This is a genomic window from Longimicrobium sp. (genome assembly GCF_036388275.1).
Taxonomy (GTDB): Bacteria; Gemmatimonadota; Gemmatimonadetes; order Longimicrobiales; family Longimicrobiaceae; genus Longimicrobium.
In genome coordinates this window covers 285,241-300,034 of sequence record NZ_DASVSF010000002.1, presented here as the reverse complement: position 1 = coordinate 300,034, position 14,794 = coordinate 285,241, and the positions used below count along the sequence as shown (strand labels likewise).

Below are 14,794 nucleotides of genomic sequence, written 5' to 3'. Positions count from 1 at the left end.
GGATCTCCACGTTGGAGGACAGGGGGCGCGCCCCATGGTGGAACGCGCGGTTGGACTACCTACCTCATCTGCACTTCCGCACTAACGCACTTCCCCTCACACCGACATCACCAGCCGTACGTCCGCGTCCAGCGCCGCCGCCGCCCGGTCGCGCGTCACCCAGCTGACGGCGAAGAACACCAGGATGGAGAGCACCAGCGACAGCCCGCTCACCGTCACACCGGCGGGGAACGAGTAGACCTTGAAGAAGGCCATCGTCTCGAACCCCAGCGTGATCACCAGGCCGGTGCAGATGGAAGCGATGGCGCCTTCCTTGGTAGCGCCCTCCCAGTTGAGCCCGATGGCCAGCGCGGGAACCAGGGTCGAGGCGAACAGCCCCCATCCGAAGATCCCCAGGAACGCCACCAGCGCGCCCGGCAGCAGGGCCAGCCACGCAGCCAGGAGGGAGACGACCACGGTGCTGATGCGGCCCCACTTCAGCTCGTTCTTCACCTTGATCCCCAGCGCCACGGGAATGTCGTGGGTGATGGCCGCCGCGCCGATGTTCATGAAGCTGTTGACCGTGCTCATGATGGCCGCGGCCACGCCGGAGAAGACGAGGGCGGCGAGGAGCACGGGGGTGAAGCGCAGGAGGAAGAACGGCGTGGCGTCGTCCGGGCGGGCCAAGGGCTCCATGCGGCCTTCCACCACCAGCGCCTTCACCGCCACGCCTACGCCGAAGTACAGCAGCATGGTGACGATCAGCGCCAAGGTGACGAGCAGCGGATACCACTTCAGCTTCCGCGGGTCGCGCAGCATGTAGAACTTGTGGATCACGTGCGGCTGGCCCATCGACCCCACGCCGAACACGAAGAACAGCGACAGCGCGGCAACGGCGCCCATCGACCCGAACGGGCCCATGAACGCCGCGTCCGCCGACAGGATCGTGCGGCTGATCCCCTCCATCCCCCCGCCCGTCTTGAGCGTGTAGATGAAGACGAGTACGGAGGCCACGGCCATCAAGGAGCCCTGGAAGACGTCGGTGTACACGCCGGCCAGAATGCCGCCCGCCACCGAGTAGCCGAGCACGATCGCCATCCCGATCCACACGCCCCACGTGAGCCCGGTGCCGAAGATGGCGTCGATCACCAGTCCCAGGGCCAGGATGTTCGTCGCCATGTAGCCGACGACCGCGACCAGGATGGCGACCGCGGACAATCCCTGGGCGGCGGGCGACCGGTAGCGCGCACCGATGGCGTCGGGCACGGTGATCAGCCCGCGCACCTCGGCCAGCAGCCGCATGCGCTTCGCCAGCGCCCACGACGTCATGGACGAGGTGACCGAGGCTGGGAGGATGAGGAACATCGCCCCCAGCCCGGTCGCGTAGACCAGGCCGGGACCGCCGATGAATGCGAAGCCCGAGAGCGTGGCGCTCATGGCCGCCAGCGTCAGCGCCGCCAGGCCGATGCCCTCGCCCGCGACGAAGAAGTCGCTGGCCGTGCGCGTCTTGCGCGTGGCCCACACGCCGATGGCTGCCACGATGGCGAAGTAGACGACGGCGACGGCGATGATCGTAGGCTGCGCCAGGCGCGGCAGCTCGGACGTCTGCAGGATGGCGAGCATCATACGGGCTCCACCTCGGGCGCGGGGCGGGGAGTTGGGGCGGCGTGGGCGGAATGCGCCGATGCGGACTGCGAGGCCTGGTAGACGCGGGCGGCCTCGCGAATGCGCTCCCAGTCGGCCTCGTTCAGCGTCATCTCGTCGAACGTCAGCGCGTAGGCGATGGGGAGGACGAGAAGCGGCAGCAGGCCGATGCCCAGCAGCACCACCGCGGCGCGCGGCGGCAGCCCCAGGAAGAGCGTGGGATCGGCCGGGTCTACCGGCGGCAGCGCCAGCACCAGGGCGAATCCCCCGGCCAGGATCAGGAAGACGAGCGCGAACGGCAGCTTCAGCCGGCCCAGCCCGCCGTCCCTGCGCGCCGCGCCCAGGGCGGAGGCGGCCACCATCACCACCGCCGTGCCGATCCCCAGCGCCCACGGCGCCCACGACGTGGGGGGACCAGGGAGGAAGGCGGAGCCGTATGCGGCGGCGATGGCCACGGTGCCCGCCAGAAGGGCCAGGAGTGCATTGCGTCGTGCCATCAGGCGTCCACGTAAAGGGCTTCCAAATGCGCCCGGTAGCGCTGCTCCACGACGGGGCGGCGCAGCTTGAGCGTAGGGGTCAAGTCGTCGCCGCTGAATCCGTTTCCGAGGAGCGCGAAGCGGCGGACGCGCTCGGGATTGCTGAGGCGGGCGTTCACCCGGTCGACTGCGGCCTGCACGGCGGCGCGCAGCCCGGGATCGTCCAGCAGGCGGGGGTCATCGGCGTCGCGGGCGTGCTCGGCGGCCCAGGCTTCCAGGGCGGGGCGGCGGATGACCAGCAGCGCGCTGACGAAGTTGCGCCCTTCGCCGTACAGCATCGCCTGCTCGATCCACGGCTCGCCGGTGAGCGCGGCCTCGATGCCCAGCGGCGCCACCTTCTTGCCGTTGGAGAGCGCGATCAGCTCCTTCTTGCGGCCGATGACCCGCAGCGCGCCATCTTCCCCCACGCGCCCCAGGTCGCCCGTCCGCAGCCACTCGCCGTCGGCGCTGAACGCCTCCGCCGTCTCGGCTGGACGCCCGTGGTAGCCGCTGAAGGTCAGCGGCCCGCGACGCAGCAGGATTTCCCCGTCTTCCGCCAGGCGCAGGGTGGTGCCGGGCATCGGCGGGCCGGCGGAGTCGAACGTGTAGTGGTCCGGCCGGTTGAAGGCCGCGCACAGGTGCTCCGTCAGCCCGTAGGCGCCCAGGACGGTGATCCCCAGCGCGTCCAGGTACTCGGACACGTCCGCGGGCAGGGCGGCGCCGCCGGAGGTGGCCACCCGCACCCGTCCGCCGAACAGCTCGCGCGCGCGCTCCAGCAGCGGCTCACCCGTTCGCAGCCACTCTGTCTCCAGTTCGACGGAGACGGGCTGTCCCGCGCGCTTGCGCCGCGAGCGTTCCATGCCGAGCTCAAGCGTCCGCTCCCAGCGCGAGCGCTCGTCCCCGCTCGCCGCGGCCTGCTGGGCGCGGAGGGTGGCCACGGCCTTTTCGTAGAAGCGCGGCAGCCCGCCGAAGAGGGTCGGCGCGAACTCGCGAGCCGCATCCCAGACGCGGTTGTGGTCCGCGACGAGCCCCGCCTGCATGCCGCAGACGATGCGCGTGTACAGGCCGAAGATGCGCTCGGCGGCGTGGCAGAAGGGGAGGAACGAGAGCGATCGATCGCCTTCCACCAGGCCCAGCGTATCGCGGATGGACGCGGCCGACGCGAGCAGGGTGCGGTGGGTGAGGGCGGCGCCCTTGGGCTCGCCGGTGCTGCCGGAGGTGTAGATGAGGATGGCCGTGGTGTCGGGCCGCAGTGCGTCCATCCGCCGGGCCAGCTCGGCGCGGGTCTGCACCGATTCGCCCAGCGCACGGCCGCGCTGCATCCATCCCGCCCACGACACCGCGTCGCCGCCGCCGTCGTGGTCCACCGCGATGATGGTGCGCAGCTCGGGAAGGGTGGAGCGGACGGCGCGCACCTTTTCCATCTGCGCGGGCGAATCCACCACCACCGCCACGGCCGCGCAGTCCGCCAGCAGTTGCCGCACCTGCGCGGGGGCGCTGGTCGGATACACGCCGACGGAGATGCCGCCCGCCATCAGCACGCCCAGGTCGGCGATGGGCCAGGCGGCCGCGTTGCCGGCGAGGATGGCCACGTGCTGCCCCGGCCGGTGCCCGGCGGCGATCAACGACGCGGCAAAGGCGCGCGACTGGCCGGCCCACTCGCCCCAGGTGATCGTCTCGTCGCGCGCCGCGCCCCCGGCGGCGAGAACGCGAAGCGCGGGAAGAGCGGCGTCGGCGCGGGCGCGCGCGACGAAGGCGGAGACGGCGGTTTCAGCCATGTTGCCCCTCCCCCGGCCCCTCCCCGCGCAAACTACGCGCGGAGAGGGGAGATCCATCACGAGTCCATCGCAGCGCTACGCAGCCCATCGACAGCCCCGCGCCCGATCCCGTGAGCACGATGAGGTCGCCGGGCTTCAAGCGCCCGCTCTTCGCCGCGTCGTCCAGCGCCATCGGCAGGCAGGCGGAGCCGGTGTAGCCCCACTTGCCCATCACCGTGTGCGCCTTGTCCATCGGCTCGCCCAGGCGATCCATCACCGCTTCGATCGTGGAGCGGTTCACTTGCGTCCACAGCCACAGGTCCACCTCCGGCACCGTCTGCCCGATGCGCCCCAGCACCGATCGGACGATGCGCGGCCAGCCTTCCTCGTTGACTTCCTTGGGATACTTGCGGACGAACCGCAGCCGGTTGCGCGTGCCGTCCTCGAGCACGTCGGCGGTGATGGGTTCCGCCGTGCCGCCGGCGAACACGCCCATCCCGTCGCTGAACGACCCGTCCGCCGCCAGCTCCGAGGCCAGGATCCCCGCCTGCTCCGACGCCTGCAGGACGACGGCGCCGGCCCCGTCGGCGAAGATGGTGACCGTCTTCTTGTCTGCCGGGTCCAGGAACTTCGACATCGCGTAGACCGCGACCACGAGCACGCACCCGTACCGCTCGTCGGCGCGCAGGTACTTCCACGCCACGTCCAGCGCCGTGGCGAATCCCGCGCAGGCGCTGTTCACGTCGAACGTTCCCGCGTCCGACCGCATCCCCAGGCGTCCGTGCAGGACGGAGGCGGTGGCGGGGGATACGTACTCGGGCGTGTCGGTGGATACGATCAGCAGGTCGACGTCGGAGGGCTGCAGGCCGGCGTCGTCCAGGGCGCGGCGGGCGGCGCTCTCGGCCAGATCGGCGGTGGATTCGTCGTCGCGGCACCAGCGGCGCTCGCGGATGCCCAGCGTGTTGCTCACGAAGCCGTCCACGTCCTCGCCCAGCGTGGCGGACAGCTCCGCGTTGGTGACGACGCGCTCGGGGACGTAGGACCCCGTTCCGGTGATGACGGCCTGGCGCATGTAGGAAGTGCGAAAGTGCGAAAGTGCGAAAGTAACGGCTGGCGATTGCCGGCTATTCCCTACTGACGGGCCGTGCGGTTGTCCCTCGCGCCACCAGTTTCACGGGCAGCGGCTTGGTGGGGCGGGGAACCCAGGACTCGTCTTCCAGCTGCTTCAGCAGCAGTCGGGCGGCGCGGGCTCCCAGTTCTCGGGCGGGGACGCGGATGGTCGTCAGCTCGGGCGTGAGGACGCGCGCCAACTCCACGTCGTCGCATCCCACGATGCTCATCTCCCCCGGCACACGCACCCCGGCGGTGAGGCAGGCCTTTAGCGCGCCCGCTGCGACCAGGTCGTTCGCGCAGAACACGGCTGTCGGACGTTCGGTTGGACCCAGCGCGAGCAGCGCCTTCATCGCCTGCAGCCCGCCCGCCACGTCCGGCGTCACCCTGCGCAGCCGCGCGGACGAGAGGCCGAGCCCCTGCGCCTGCAGCACCTGGAAGAAGCCGCGCTCGCGCATCCTGAAGCCGTGCACGTCGGTGGCGGGTCCCGCGAACGCCAGCCGGGTGTGGCCCAGCCCCACCAGGTGCTCGGCCGCCATCCGTCCCGCGCCCAGCGCGTCGCTGGCGACCCCCGGCCAGCGTTCCGACGGCTCGTCCACCAGCACCACCTTCAGGTCGGTCAGCGCGCTCTCCGGCAGAGCCAGCGCGCCGAAGCCGTCCAGGATCAGTCCGTCCACCTGCCGGGCGCGCAGGGCATCCAGGTGCCGCGCGGCGTTGGTTTCGCGGACGTCTCCGGGTAGCACCGCGTATCCCGCCTCTGCCGCCACGCGCTGAACGCCGGTGACCACGTCCAGGAAGAACGGGTTGCTCAGGTCCGGCACCATCACGCCCAGCGCGTACGACTTCCGCTGCACCAGCCCGCGCGCCAGCATGTTGGGCCGGTAGCCCAGCTCCCCCGCCGCCAGCACCACCCGCTCCCGCGTGGTCGCCGACACCCGCGCCCTGGGGTTCCCGCCCAGCACCAGCGAGACGGTGGCCTGCGACACGCCGGCGCGTCGGGCAACGTCGTGCGTCGTAACGCGGCGGGCGGGGGAGGGATGGGGTGTCGTCATTGTCGATACGTATTTGGTAATACGTATTGGCAGATCGATTGTCAAGAGTTTTGTCGTGGGCGACGACGAGCACAATGGTCGGAGCCCCGCCCGCTGGTGCGACTGAAGTCGCGGGCAACAACGGCCCAAAGTCCGCCTCCGCGGACTGCACGCGCAGCCGAGGCGCCGAGCCGAGCCGAAGCGCGATTCAGGTCTCCCCCTCCCCTGCGAAGCGGGGGACGGGGGCCGGGGGGAGGGGGCTCCCACGGAATGCGAAGCACCCTGTCGAACCCCGATCGACGTTCTCCCCTCTCCCGGCGCAGTTTGCCGGGGGAGGGGCCGGGGGAGGGGCCACCCGCGGCATGCGCCCGGGCCTGTCGAGGCGGACCCAAAGTCCTCGGCCGGCGCGGTTCGGGCTTCTGGATGACAGCCGACGTGTCCTCTGCACCGCACATCAACCAAACCTTTGACGCATCCCGCTCGCGCCGCTAGCATCCGATGAAGGTCCATCTTCCAGCACCATCCGCCCCCGAACCGCGCACATGAGCGACCGCGAGACGCAGCAGCCCTGGGTGGTGGTCGCCACGTTCGGCGCCGTGTGGGAAGCCGACTTCGCGGCCGAAACGCTGCGCGAGGCCGGAATCCCCGCCCACGTGGACGGCGGCTCGCACGTGGGCATCTTCGGCGCGGGCTACCAGGGCCCGTCGCAGTTCGGCGTGAAGGTGCGCGTGCCCTGGCATCGCGAGCGCGACGCGCGCGAGCTGCTGGAGTCCGATGCCCTGGACGACGACACCCCGCACGGCCATCCTCCACCCCCCGAGGCACCATGACCCCGCGCATCCTGCTTCCCGCCCTGCTGGTGCTGGCCGCCTGCTCCGGCTCCGAGCCCGGCGACCCGGGTGAAACGCCGGGACAGCCGGCGCTGCGGCTGGTGGAGGTCGCCAGCGGTCTGCAGTCGCCCGTGCACCTGACCGCTCCCGCGTCGGATGCGCGGCTGTTCATCGTGGAGCAGCCCGGGCGCATCCGCATCGTGGAGAACGGGCACCTGCTTCCCACGCCGTTCCTGGACATCGCCGCCAAGGTGTCCAGCGGCGGCGAGCGCGGCCTGCTGAGCGTGGCATTCCACCCGCAGTACGCGCAGAACGGCCAGTTCTACGTCAACTACACCGACCGGGCGGGCGACACGCGCATCGAGCGCTACCGCGTGTCCGCGAATCGGAACGTGGCGGATCCGGCGTCGGCCTCGCTAGTGCTGCACGTCCGCCAGCCGTACAGCAACCACAACGGCGGCCTGGTGGTGTTCGGGCCCGACGGCATGCTGTACATCGGCATGGGCGACGGGGGCGGCGGCGGCGACCCGGAAGAAGCCGGGCAGGACCCGCTGCAGCTGCTGGGCAAGCTGCTGCGCATCGACGTCGACGCCGCCCAGCCCTACGGAATGCCCGCCGGCAACCCGTACGCAGGGAAATCCGGCGGGCGCGGCGAGATCTGGGCGTTGGGGATGCGCAACCCGTGGCGCTTTTCGTTCGATCACACGGCCAAGCTGCTGTACGTGGCCGACGTGGGGCAGAACCGGCTGGAGGAGGTGAACGTGGTGCCGGCGGGGCAGGCGGGGGTCAACTACGGGTGGGACGTGATGGAGGCATCGGACTGCTTCGAGCCCAGCAGCGGGTGTCCGCGCACGGGGCTGACCCTTCCCGTGCTGGAGTACACGCACGACGACGGCTGCTCGATCACCGGCGGGTTCGTGTACCGCGGCCAGGCCATCCCCGGGCTGCAGGGCCACTACCTGTACGCCGACTACTGCGAGGGGTGGGTCCGCAGCTTCCGCTACGCCGACGGGCAGGCAGCCGACAAGCGCTCGTATCCTCTCCCGGACGTCGGAAACATCTCGTCGTTCGGCGAAGATTCGCAGCGCGAGCTGTACGTGATCTCACACCGGGGGACGGTCCACCGGATCGCCCCGGCTACCTGAGCGCGAGGCGCGTTCTAGGCGTAGAAGAGGACGAGCGCGGCAACGGCTACGTCGAACGCGGCGCAGAACGGCGGAAACCAGCGGCGGATGCCCAGGCCCGGCGGGCGCGCGTGATGTGCCACGTCCCACACGGCATGTGCGCCGAAGCCCGCCGCCAGCCAGATGGGAGACCACCAGAAGCTCAGTGCCGCGATGATGACGAGGAGCGCGCCGAACCCCCACTCGATGGCCAGCTTCCGGGTCGCGACCTCCGCCCGCAGCGCCGATCCCGTGTAGACGCCGCCCGTGAACGCCAGGATCAACGCGAGCAGGTCGTACGCGCCATCGGGGTGATACATGAGGATGGCGATGAACGGCAGCGCCAGCACCACCCCGATCAGGGCCGGGATGGCGGGCGAGCGGCGGTGGGTGGGATCAGGATGGGCGTGCATCCGCGGTTCTGTTCGTTGTTTGTAGGCCAACTTGAAGGAGCTCGCCGGACGCGCCCAGACCCTGTCATCCTGAGGCCCAGTCGCAGCCAACCTGTACGTAGCACACCCTCCGCGGGCCGAAGGATCTAGCCTGCGGCCCACTTCTCAGCCCGGGCGCGACAGCGGCACGAATACTTGAGGCGCGTCTTCTCGGGCCCGGCGCATGCCGCGGTGCCCCCCATCCCCAGCCCTTCCCCCACAAACTGCGTGGGGGAAGGGAGCCAGTCTGGTGCGCGTCCGCGGGTGCCGAGTTCGGGCCGGCTACGCTGGCGGGTTTTGGTGTGGTTCGATGGCTCCGTCGCATGCCCCGGCTGCCCTCTCCCCCGGCCCTCTCCCGCAAGCGGGAGGGGAGAATTCGTGTGCGTCTCGACTGGCTCCGTGCACTCGGCTTCGCGTGCAGTCCGCGAAGGCGGACTTTGGGCAGTTGTTGCCGCGACTTTAGTCGCCCCAGCAGGGCCGAGGCCTCGACCCCGGTGCTCGCCGTAGCACGCTATGCTGGTGTGTCCCCGCCCTCTTCTACGATGACAAATGGCGCGCGTGTGACCCCCATCGGCGCTCCCGCGGGAGGGCCCACGGCAGCAGCAGCGCCGCCGCGAGGGCGAAGGCCGCGCCCGCCGCGAACGCCACCTGCGCCCCGAACACCTGCCAGAGCACCCCGAAGAGCACGCTCGCCGGCAGCGCCGCGATGCCGATGGCCGCGTGGTAGGCGCCGAACGCGCTGCCCCGGCGGCCGTCCGGAGCCAGCGCCGCGACGAGCGCCTTTTCCGGCGCCTCCGTCAGCCCGAAGTACAGGCCGTACACCAGGAACAGCGCCCATACCTGCCACGCCGCGCCCACCACGGCGAACCCCGCGTAGACCGCCGCGTACACCATCCACCCCGCCACGATCGCCCGCCGCGCGCCGATGCGGTCGCTCAGCCGCCCGCCCCAGACGCTGAACACCGCCTTGCTGACGTGCAGCACGCTCCACAGCAGCGGAATGGCGGCGACCGGCACCCCAGCTTCGGCCGCGCGCAGAAGGAGAAAGGCGTCCGACGCGTTGCCCAGCGTGAACAGCGCCAGCACGGCCAGGTAGCGCGGAAGCGTCGGCCCTAGCTCGCTCCAGCGCGGCAGCGGCGGGGCGGACGTGGCCGGGGACACGGGCGCGGTTTCGCGCACCTTCCACAGCACCGCGCCCACCGTCAGCACGCCGGGGATGATGGCGAGCGCGAACACCGTACGCAGGTCGCCCGGCCACGCCAGCAGCAGCGCCGAGGCGATCAGCGGGCCGGCGACGGCGCCCGCGTGGTCCGCCGCGCGATGAAGCCCGAATGCTGCTCCCCGGTGCTCGGCTGGCACCGACTCCGCCAGGAGCGCATCTCGCGGCGCGGTGCGGATGCCCTTGCCCACCCGGTCGGCCAGGCGCACGGCGAGCACCTGCCACCCCACCGTCGTCATCGCGATCAGCGGACGGCCGAGCGCCGCGATGGCGTAGCCCAGGGCCGTGGGCGCCTTGCGGCGTCCGGTACGGTCCGCAAGCCAGCCGCTGGCCAGCTTCAGCAGGCTCGAGGCGCTCTCGGCCACGCCCTCCACGACGCCCACGAACGCGGCGCCCACCCCCAGCGTGCCGGTAAGGAACAGCGGCAGCAGGGGATAGATCATCTCGCTGGCAGCATCGTTCAGGAACGACGCCACGCTCAGCCACAGCACGTTTCCGCGCATCAGCCCGCGCGGGCGGGCCTCCGGCGCCGGGGCTCCGGGCGCGTCATGGCCGTTCATCCGCGCATGATCCTACACCGGCGCCTGGCGGGCAAGGTGCGCGAGGGGTTCCCGGACGCGCGAAGCCCCGCCGGAAGGGTGCCCGGCGGGGCTTCGCGAGCGAGCGGGTCCGCGGCTCAGTTGTTGTTCAGCAGCAGGCTGGCGATGATGATGCCCAGCGCGATGGCGGCAACGGTGTACCAGAAGTTGCTGCCCATCTGGGCGCCTTCGCGCTGCGCCTCGGCGGCGGCCACGCGCTGGCGGATTTCGTCCTGGGACACGAACAGGCTGGGGGCAACCGTCTGCGCGGCCGGAGCGGTCGTCGCTGGCGTGGTCTCGGCGGGCGCGTCCATCGTCTGCTGCGCGGCGGCGGGCGCGGCAGAAAGCAGCGCAGCGGCCGCAAGAACCAGGAGCTTCTTCATCGGATGTTCCTTCCAACCCAGGTGATGTTGTCCGTCTCCCTCGACGGCTCGTCCGGGCGCATCCGCAAGTACCGTGCAGAAGCGATCACGTCAGGCGCGTAGCAGGCGCTGAGAGAGTTGTCATCCTGACGAGCGGCGCACCCGGGTAGCAGCGACGGAGGTACCCGTCGCACCCGCCGAAGCGCACCTGTCATCCCGATGGAGCGGTCACCCCGAAGCTGTCGGTACACCGTAGACGGCAGCGACTGAGGGATCCGCCACACAGCCAGGGTGACGCTCCTCGGTCGCGGAATCGTCGATCCGGTTCTTTTCGCCGATGGTGAGCCGCGAACAGCACCGACTGCTCTGTGACCGCGGAGTCCGGTACGCTTCGCGAAAGGTGTGGCGGATCCCTCAATCGCTGCGGTCTGTGGAGCAGGGGCAAGTGTGGCTTGGCCGCTCCGTCGAGATGACATCGTGATCGGGCGAGCTGTGTGCAGTTCTCCCCCTCCCCTGCGAAGCGGGGGACGGGGGCCGGGGGGAGGGGGCTCCCGAAGCGTGAGCGGCAGCCCATCGAACCTCGTAAGAAGTGCTCCTCTCTCCCGCGCAGTTTGCGGGGGAGAGGCCGGGAGAGGGGGGTCAGTCCTCCAGCGCGAACTCGCGGACCACGCGCAGCAGGCGCTTCTGGTCGCCCTTGAACTGGTGGCCGCCGCGCAGCTGCACCTCGCGCATGGGCGCCGTGCGCATCAGCGGGCACGCCGCCTTGTCGTCTCCCACGCCCCAGACGCAGAGCACGCGAAGGCCGGCCAGCTTTTCCACCTCGGGCCGTGTGGCGAAGCGCGGGGCGCTGGAGGTGCCCCACCACTGTTCGAAGCGGAACTCGAACACGGCATCGTGCGCCAGCGCCAGCAGGGCCATCCCCGCCACGCGGTGCCGCGAATCGTCGGGGAGGCGGTTCACCAGGAACGGCAGCACGTCGGCGCCCATGGAGTAGCCCACCAGCACCACGCGGTCGCGGCCCCATGCCGACGCGTAGTGGCGGATCACCGCGTCCAGGTCGCGCGCGGACTGCTCGGGGCTCTGGGGATTCCAGTAGTACCGCAGCGTGTGCCAGACCACCGACGGCACCCCCGCAGACTGCAGATCGCTGCCGATCTCCTTCCCGAGTCCCCCCGTGGGCCCGTCGCCCGTGAGCACGATGGCGAACACGCGGCCCGTATCGCCCCGCACCGGAAAGGGGCGCAGGGGGAGCGCGCGCGCCCTGCCGCCCGCCGATCCCGCCGCGGCGGGAATGCGCACGTGGCTGCACCCGGCAACCACGCCCAGGCCCAGCAGCACCGCGCCCGCGAGCAGGGCGCGGATCACGCGGCGCGCCCGCGGCGGAAGATGGCGCGGTAGCCCCCCGCGATCAGCGCCGACACGTCCGCGGTGATCCGCGGCAGCGCCAGGCCGCCGGGGTACGCCAGGTAGCGCGGCTCCCACGCGGGATCGAACTTGTCCTTGTACTGCCGCAGCCCCTGGAAGTTGTACAGCGCCTCGCCGCGCTGGAACAAAAAGCTGCCGATGCGCGTCCACGCGGGCGCCACCGCCGACACCTCCAGCCCCGACAGCGGGGCCATCCCCAGGTTGAATCGCCGGTAGCCCTCCGCCTTGCCCCACAGCATCAGGTTCAGCATCAGCGCCTCCATCACGCTGCGCGGCGCGTCGCGGCGGTACCGCATCAGGTCCACCGAAAGCTCCACGCCGTCGGACCCGGGCCACACCGTGGCGAAGGCCAGCAGGCGCCCGTCCTGCTCCACCACCGCGGCCGGAAAGCGAAGCACGTACGCGGGGGAAAAGAAGCCGAGGGAGAAGCCCTTCTCGGCCGCGCGCTTCCCCTCCATCCACTCGTGCGAAACCTCCTCCATCTGCGGCAGCAGGGCGGGGATCTCCTCCGGCGGCACCACGCGGAACGTCATGCCGCTGCGCCCGAAGCGGTTGGTCACCAGGCGGAAGGGCTTGCGATCCGCCCCGTCCAGGTGAAAGGAGGGAAGGTCCACGAACGCCTCTTCGCCCAGCTTGGCGAAGGTCAGCCCGAAGTCGGCGTACTGGTGAAGCCGGTCCTTGCCCACCTGGTAGAAGACGGGAATGCCGCCGTAGTCGTCGCAGCGCTCGAAGAAGCGCCGGATGAGCCCCGGCACCGAGCGCGGGTCGCCCACGGGGTCGCCCATGGCCACCCAGGTGTTCCCCTGCACGGCGTACATCAAAAACGCGCGGCCGTCCTCACTGAACAGAAGCGTCTTGTCCAGCAGGTAGACGAGGTAGGGCACGGTGGAGGGCTGCGCGCGGATCAGCTCCTCGGCGCGGCGCAGCTCCTCGTCCGTGGGCAGGTGGATCTGCGGGGGGGCGGGCCTCAGCAGGCGGGCCACGCCGAAGGCCAGCATCAGGATGGTGGCCAGCATCGTCGCCCGCAGCGCGCGCGGGGCGTCCTGCCGCAGTGCGAAGCGCCACCACAGGTCGCTGCTGTACTCCACGTGCTTGAAGGCGAAGAAGCCCAGCCAGATGGTGGCGCCGATCACCGCGGTGAGCCCGAACACCCAGCCGGGCGAAAAGCGCGCGGCCCAGAAATCCGCCTTGCGGTCGAAGGCCGGGCGGCTGACGACCAGCGCGGCCAGCACGCCGGCCAGCAGCACCGCCTCTTCGTAGTCGGCGCCCTTCAGCAGCGACGCGCCGATGCCCACCGCCAGGCTGGCCGCGCCCAGGAAGAAGGCCATGTCCAGCCGCCGCGCCACCGCCTGCGACACGATCAGCATGGCCACGCCCGCCACGCTACCGATCAGGTACCCCGCCTCCACCATCACCAGCGGCAGGTTCCGGTCGATCCACGCCAGGCGCTGGGGCTCGGTGGGCGTAGCGCCGGAAAGGAGGAGGAGTGCGCCGCACAGGAACAGGAACATCCCCAGCACCCGCGGCGCCAGCTGCTGCGACAGGCTCCCCACCCAGCTTCCCAGCTTGGCCAGGTGGTGCCGCCGCTGGCGGACCTCGTCCACCACCAGGATCAGCAGCGCGACCGCGAGGGGGATGATGTAGTAGATCAGCCGGTAGATGACGAGCGACGAGACGATTTGCCCCAGTGACAGGTATTGCCCCAGCAGCACCACCATCGTCCCCTCGAACACCCCCACGCCGCCGGGAACGTGGCTGACCAGCCCCAGCAGCTGCGCGGCCAGAAAGGCACCCAGGAACTCGGCGAAGGTCAGCTGCGTCTTCGGCAGCAGGACGAAGAAGACGGCCGCGGCAAGCGCCCAGTCCACCGTCGACAGCAGGTACTGCATGGCGACGGTGCGCATCGGCGGCACCGGGATCCGCCACTTCCACATCTTCACCGGCTCGCGGCGCACCCCGGCCGCCACCAGGTACGAGAAGGCGGTGATCAGCAGCGCCCAGCCGATGAGGGACACCGTGGTGGCCCCCAGCATGGTCTTCATCCCGGGAAGCGGGTCGAAGGCCAGGCTCCATCCTGCCAGCACCAGGAACCCCAGCCAGAAGGTGCCGGTATAGAAGACGACGATGCGCGAGATGTCCTCGGCCCCCAGCCCCCAGCGCGAGTAGAAGCGGTAGCGCACGGAGGTGCCCGAGATGATGGCGAACCCCACGTTGTTGGCCACCGCGTAGCCGATGAACGAGGTGACGGCCACCTTCCAGTCCGTCAGCCGCCTGCCCACGTAGCGGAACGCCAGCAGGTCGAAGGCGCAGAGGATGGCGTAGTTGGCCGCGGTGGCCAGCACGGCCAGCAGCAGCGACAGCGCGGGAAGGTTGTGGATGGTCGCCCGCACCTCGCGGTAGCTCACCTCGCGCAGCGACTGGTTGAGCACCCACACGGCCGCGGCGAACAGGCCCAGCCCCACCGCCGGGGAGAGCCAGCGGAAGGCGAGCGTCGCCAGCGACGCGCGCTGCGGTGTCGGCTCCTGCGGCGGAGCAGCGGGCGAGGTCTGGGTATCCACGAAAACGCTTGAAATGGCTCGTCAGAGGGGGCGGGGAATATGGCGCCGCCGCAAGGCCGCCGAAAGGCTGCCGGAGGAGGGCACGTGCACCAGATGAAGCGCACGGTTCCGGGTCCCACCGCACTATTCTGGTGCACTCAAACGGCGGAGCAGATGCCGTGTGAAGATGCTAATTACTGAAACGGTATACAC

Annotated in this window: 12 protein-coding genes; 2 read left to right on the top strand and 10 right to left on the bottom strand. The window is 70.7% G+C overall.

The features are described from left to right. Positions 1-96: 96 nt before the first annotated feature. Genes VF632_RS01345 through VF632_RS01325 form a run of 5 tightly spaced genes read right to left on the bottom strand, consistent with a single transcriptional unit; the run spans position 97 to position 6,057 of the window. A complete protein-coding gene (locus tag VF632_RS01345) occupies positions 97-1,605 on the bottom strand; it encodes a sodium:solute symporter family transporter (protein WP_331021037.1) in 1,509 nt (502 codons plus the stop codon). Further along, on the bottom strand, positions 1,602-2,120 hold the full coding sequence (locus tag VF632_RS01340; protein ID WP_331021036.1) for a hypothetical protein: 519 nt from the start codon (positions 2,118-2,120) through the stop codon (positions 1,602-1,604). The genes VF632_RS01345 and VF632_RS01340 overlap by 4 nt, the downstream gene beginning before the upstream one ends. After that, positions 2,120-3,916, bottom strand: a complete 1,797-nt coding sequence (locus tag VF632_RS01335) for a long-chain fatty acid--CoA ligase (RefSeq protein ID WP_331021035.1) — start codon at positions 3,914-3,916, stop codon at positions 2,120-2,122. The genes VF632_RS01340 and VF632_RS01335 overlap by 1 nt, the downstream gene beginning before the upstream one ends. Further along, positions 3,909-4,967 (bottom strand): ketoacyl-ACP synthase III, encoded by a 1,059-nt coding sequence (locus VF632_RS01330; RefSeq protein WP_331021034.1) that lies wholly within the window; start codon positions 4,965-4,967, stop codon positions 3,909-3,911. The genes VF632_RS01335 and VF632_RS01330 overlap by 8 nt, the downstream gene beginning before the upstream one ends. Before the next feature lie 52 nt (positions 4,968-5,019). Continuing rightward, positions 5,020-6,057, bottom strand: a complete 1,038-nt coding sequence (locus VF632_RS01325) for a LacI family DNA-binding transcriptional regulator (RefSeq protein WP_331021033.1) — start codon at positions 6,055-6,057, stop codon at positions 5,020-5,022. 521 nt (positions 6,058-6,578) lie between these two features. Here VF632_RS01325 and VF632_RS01320 point away from each other — a divergent pair. Continuing rightward, a complete protein-coding gene (locus tag VF632_RS01320) occupies positions 6,579-6,866 on the top strand; it encodes a hypothetical protein (protein WP_331021032.1) in 288 nt (95 codons plus the stop codon). Beyond that, positions 6,863-8,011: a PQQ-dependent sugar dehydrogenase gene (locus tag VF632_RS01315; RefSeq protein WP_331021031.1), complete on the top strand. Its 1,149-nt coding sequence runs from the start codon at positions 6,863-6,865 to the stop codon at positions 8,009-8,011. The genes VF632_RS01320 and VF632_RS01315 overlap by 4 nt, the downstream gene beginning before the upstream one ends. 14 nt (positions 8,012-8,025) lie before the next feature. On the opposite strand, the gene VF632_RS01310 is transcribed toward VF632_RS01315, so the two are convergent. The 5 genes from VF632_RS01310 to mprF all read right to left on the bottom strand — a co-directional run bounded on the left by VF632_RS01310 (position 8,026) and on the right by mprF (position 14,602). Further along, positions 8,026-8,442 carry a hypothetical protein gene (locus VF632_RS01310; RefSeq protein WP_331021030.1) on the bottom strand — a complete coding sequence of 139 codons (417 nt, stop codon included), beginning with the start codon at positions 8,440-8,442 and terminating at the stop codon, positions 8,026-8,028. Between the two features lie 555 nt (positions 8,443-8,997). Further along, positions 8,998-10,239 (bottom strand): MFS transporter, encoded by a 1,242-nt coding sequence (locus tag VF632_RS01305; protein ID WP_331021029.1) that lies wholly within the window; start codon positions 10,237-10,239, stop codon positions 8,998-9,000. Between the two features lie 116 nt (positions 10,240-10,355). Continuing rightward, positions 10,356-10,640, bottom strand: coding sequence for a hypothetical protein (locus VF632_RS01300; RefSeq protein WP_331021028.1), 285 nt, complete (start codon positions 10,638-10,640; stop codon positions 10,356-10,358). Between the two features lie 618 nt (positions 10,641-11,258). Further along, positions 11,259-11,984: an AcvB/VirJ family lysyl-phosphatidylglycerol hydrolase gene (locus tag VF632_RS01295; RefSeq protein WP_331021027.1), complete on the bottom strand. Its 726-nt coding sequence runs from the start codon at positions 11,982-11,984 to the stop codon at positions 11,259-11,261. Beyond that, positions 11,981-14,602 carry a bifunctional lysylphosphatidylglycerol flippase/synthetase MprF gene (gene mprF / locus VF632_RS01290; RefSeq protein WP_331021026.1) on the bottom strand — a complete coding sequence of 874 codons (2,622 nt, stop codon included), beginning with the start codon at positions 14,600-14,602 and terminating at the stop codon, positions 11,981-11,983. Before mprF ends, VF632_RS01295 begins: the two co-directional genes overlap by 4 nt. Positions 14,603-14,794: the final 192 nt, after the last annotated feature.

Bases quoted from the DNA above. Each gene is read 5' to 3' on its own strand.
- VF632_RS01340 (WP_331021036.1), bottom strand. From the start codon at position 2,120: ATGGCACGACGCAATGCACTCCTGGCCCTTCTGGCGGGCACCGTGGCC.
- VF632_RS01300 (WP_331021028.1), bottom strand. From the start codon at position 10,640: ATGAAGAAGCTCCTGGTTCTTGCGGCCGCTGCGCTGCTTTCTGCCGCG.
- VF632_RS01325 (WP_331021033.1), bottom strand. From the start codon at position 6,057: ATGACGACACCCCATCCCTCCCCCGCCCGCCGCGTTACGACGCACGAC.
- VF632_RS01320 (WP_331021032.1), top strand. From the start codon at position 6,579: ATGAGCGACCGCGAGACGCAGCAGCCCTGGGTGGTGGTCGCCACGTTC.
- VF632_RS01345 (WP_331021037.1), bottom strand. From the start codon at position 1,605: ATGATGCTCGCCATCCTGCAGACGTCCGAGCTGCCGCGCCTGGCGCAG.
- VF632_RS01335 (WP_331021035.1), bottom strand. From the start codon at position 3,916: ATGGCTGAAACCGCCGTCTCCGCCTTCGTCGCGCGCGCCCGCGCCGAC.
- VF632_RS01305 (WP_331021029.1), bottom strand. From the start codon at position 10,239: ATGAACGGCCATGACGCGCCCGGAGCCCCGGCGCCGGAGGCCCGCCCG.
- VF632_RS01330 (WP_331021034.1), bottom strand. From the start codon at position 4,967: ATGCGCCAGGCCGTCATCACCGGAACGGGGTCCTACGTCCCCGAGCGC.
- VF632_RS01315 (WP_331021031.1), top strand. From the start codon at position 6,863: ATGACCCCGCGCATCCTGCTTCCCGCCCTGCTGGTGCTGGCCGCCTGC.
- VF632_RS01310 (WP_331021030.1), bottom strand. From the start codon at position 8,442: ATGCACGCCCATCCTGATCCCACCCACCGCCGCTCGCCCGCCATCCCG.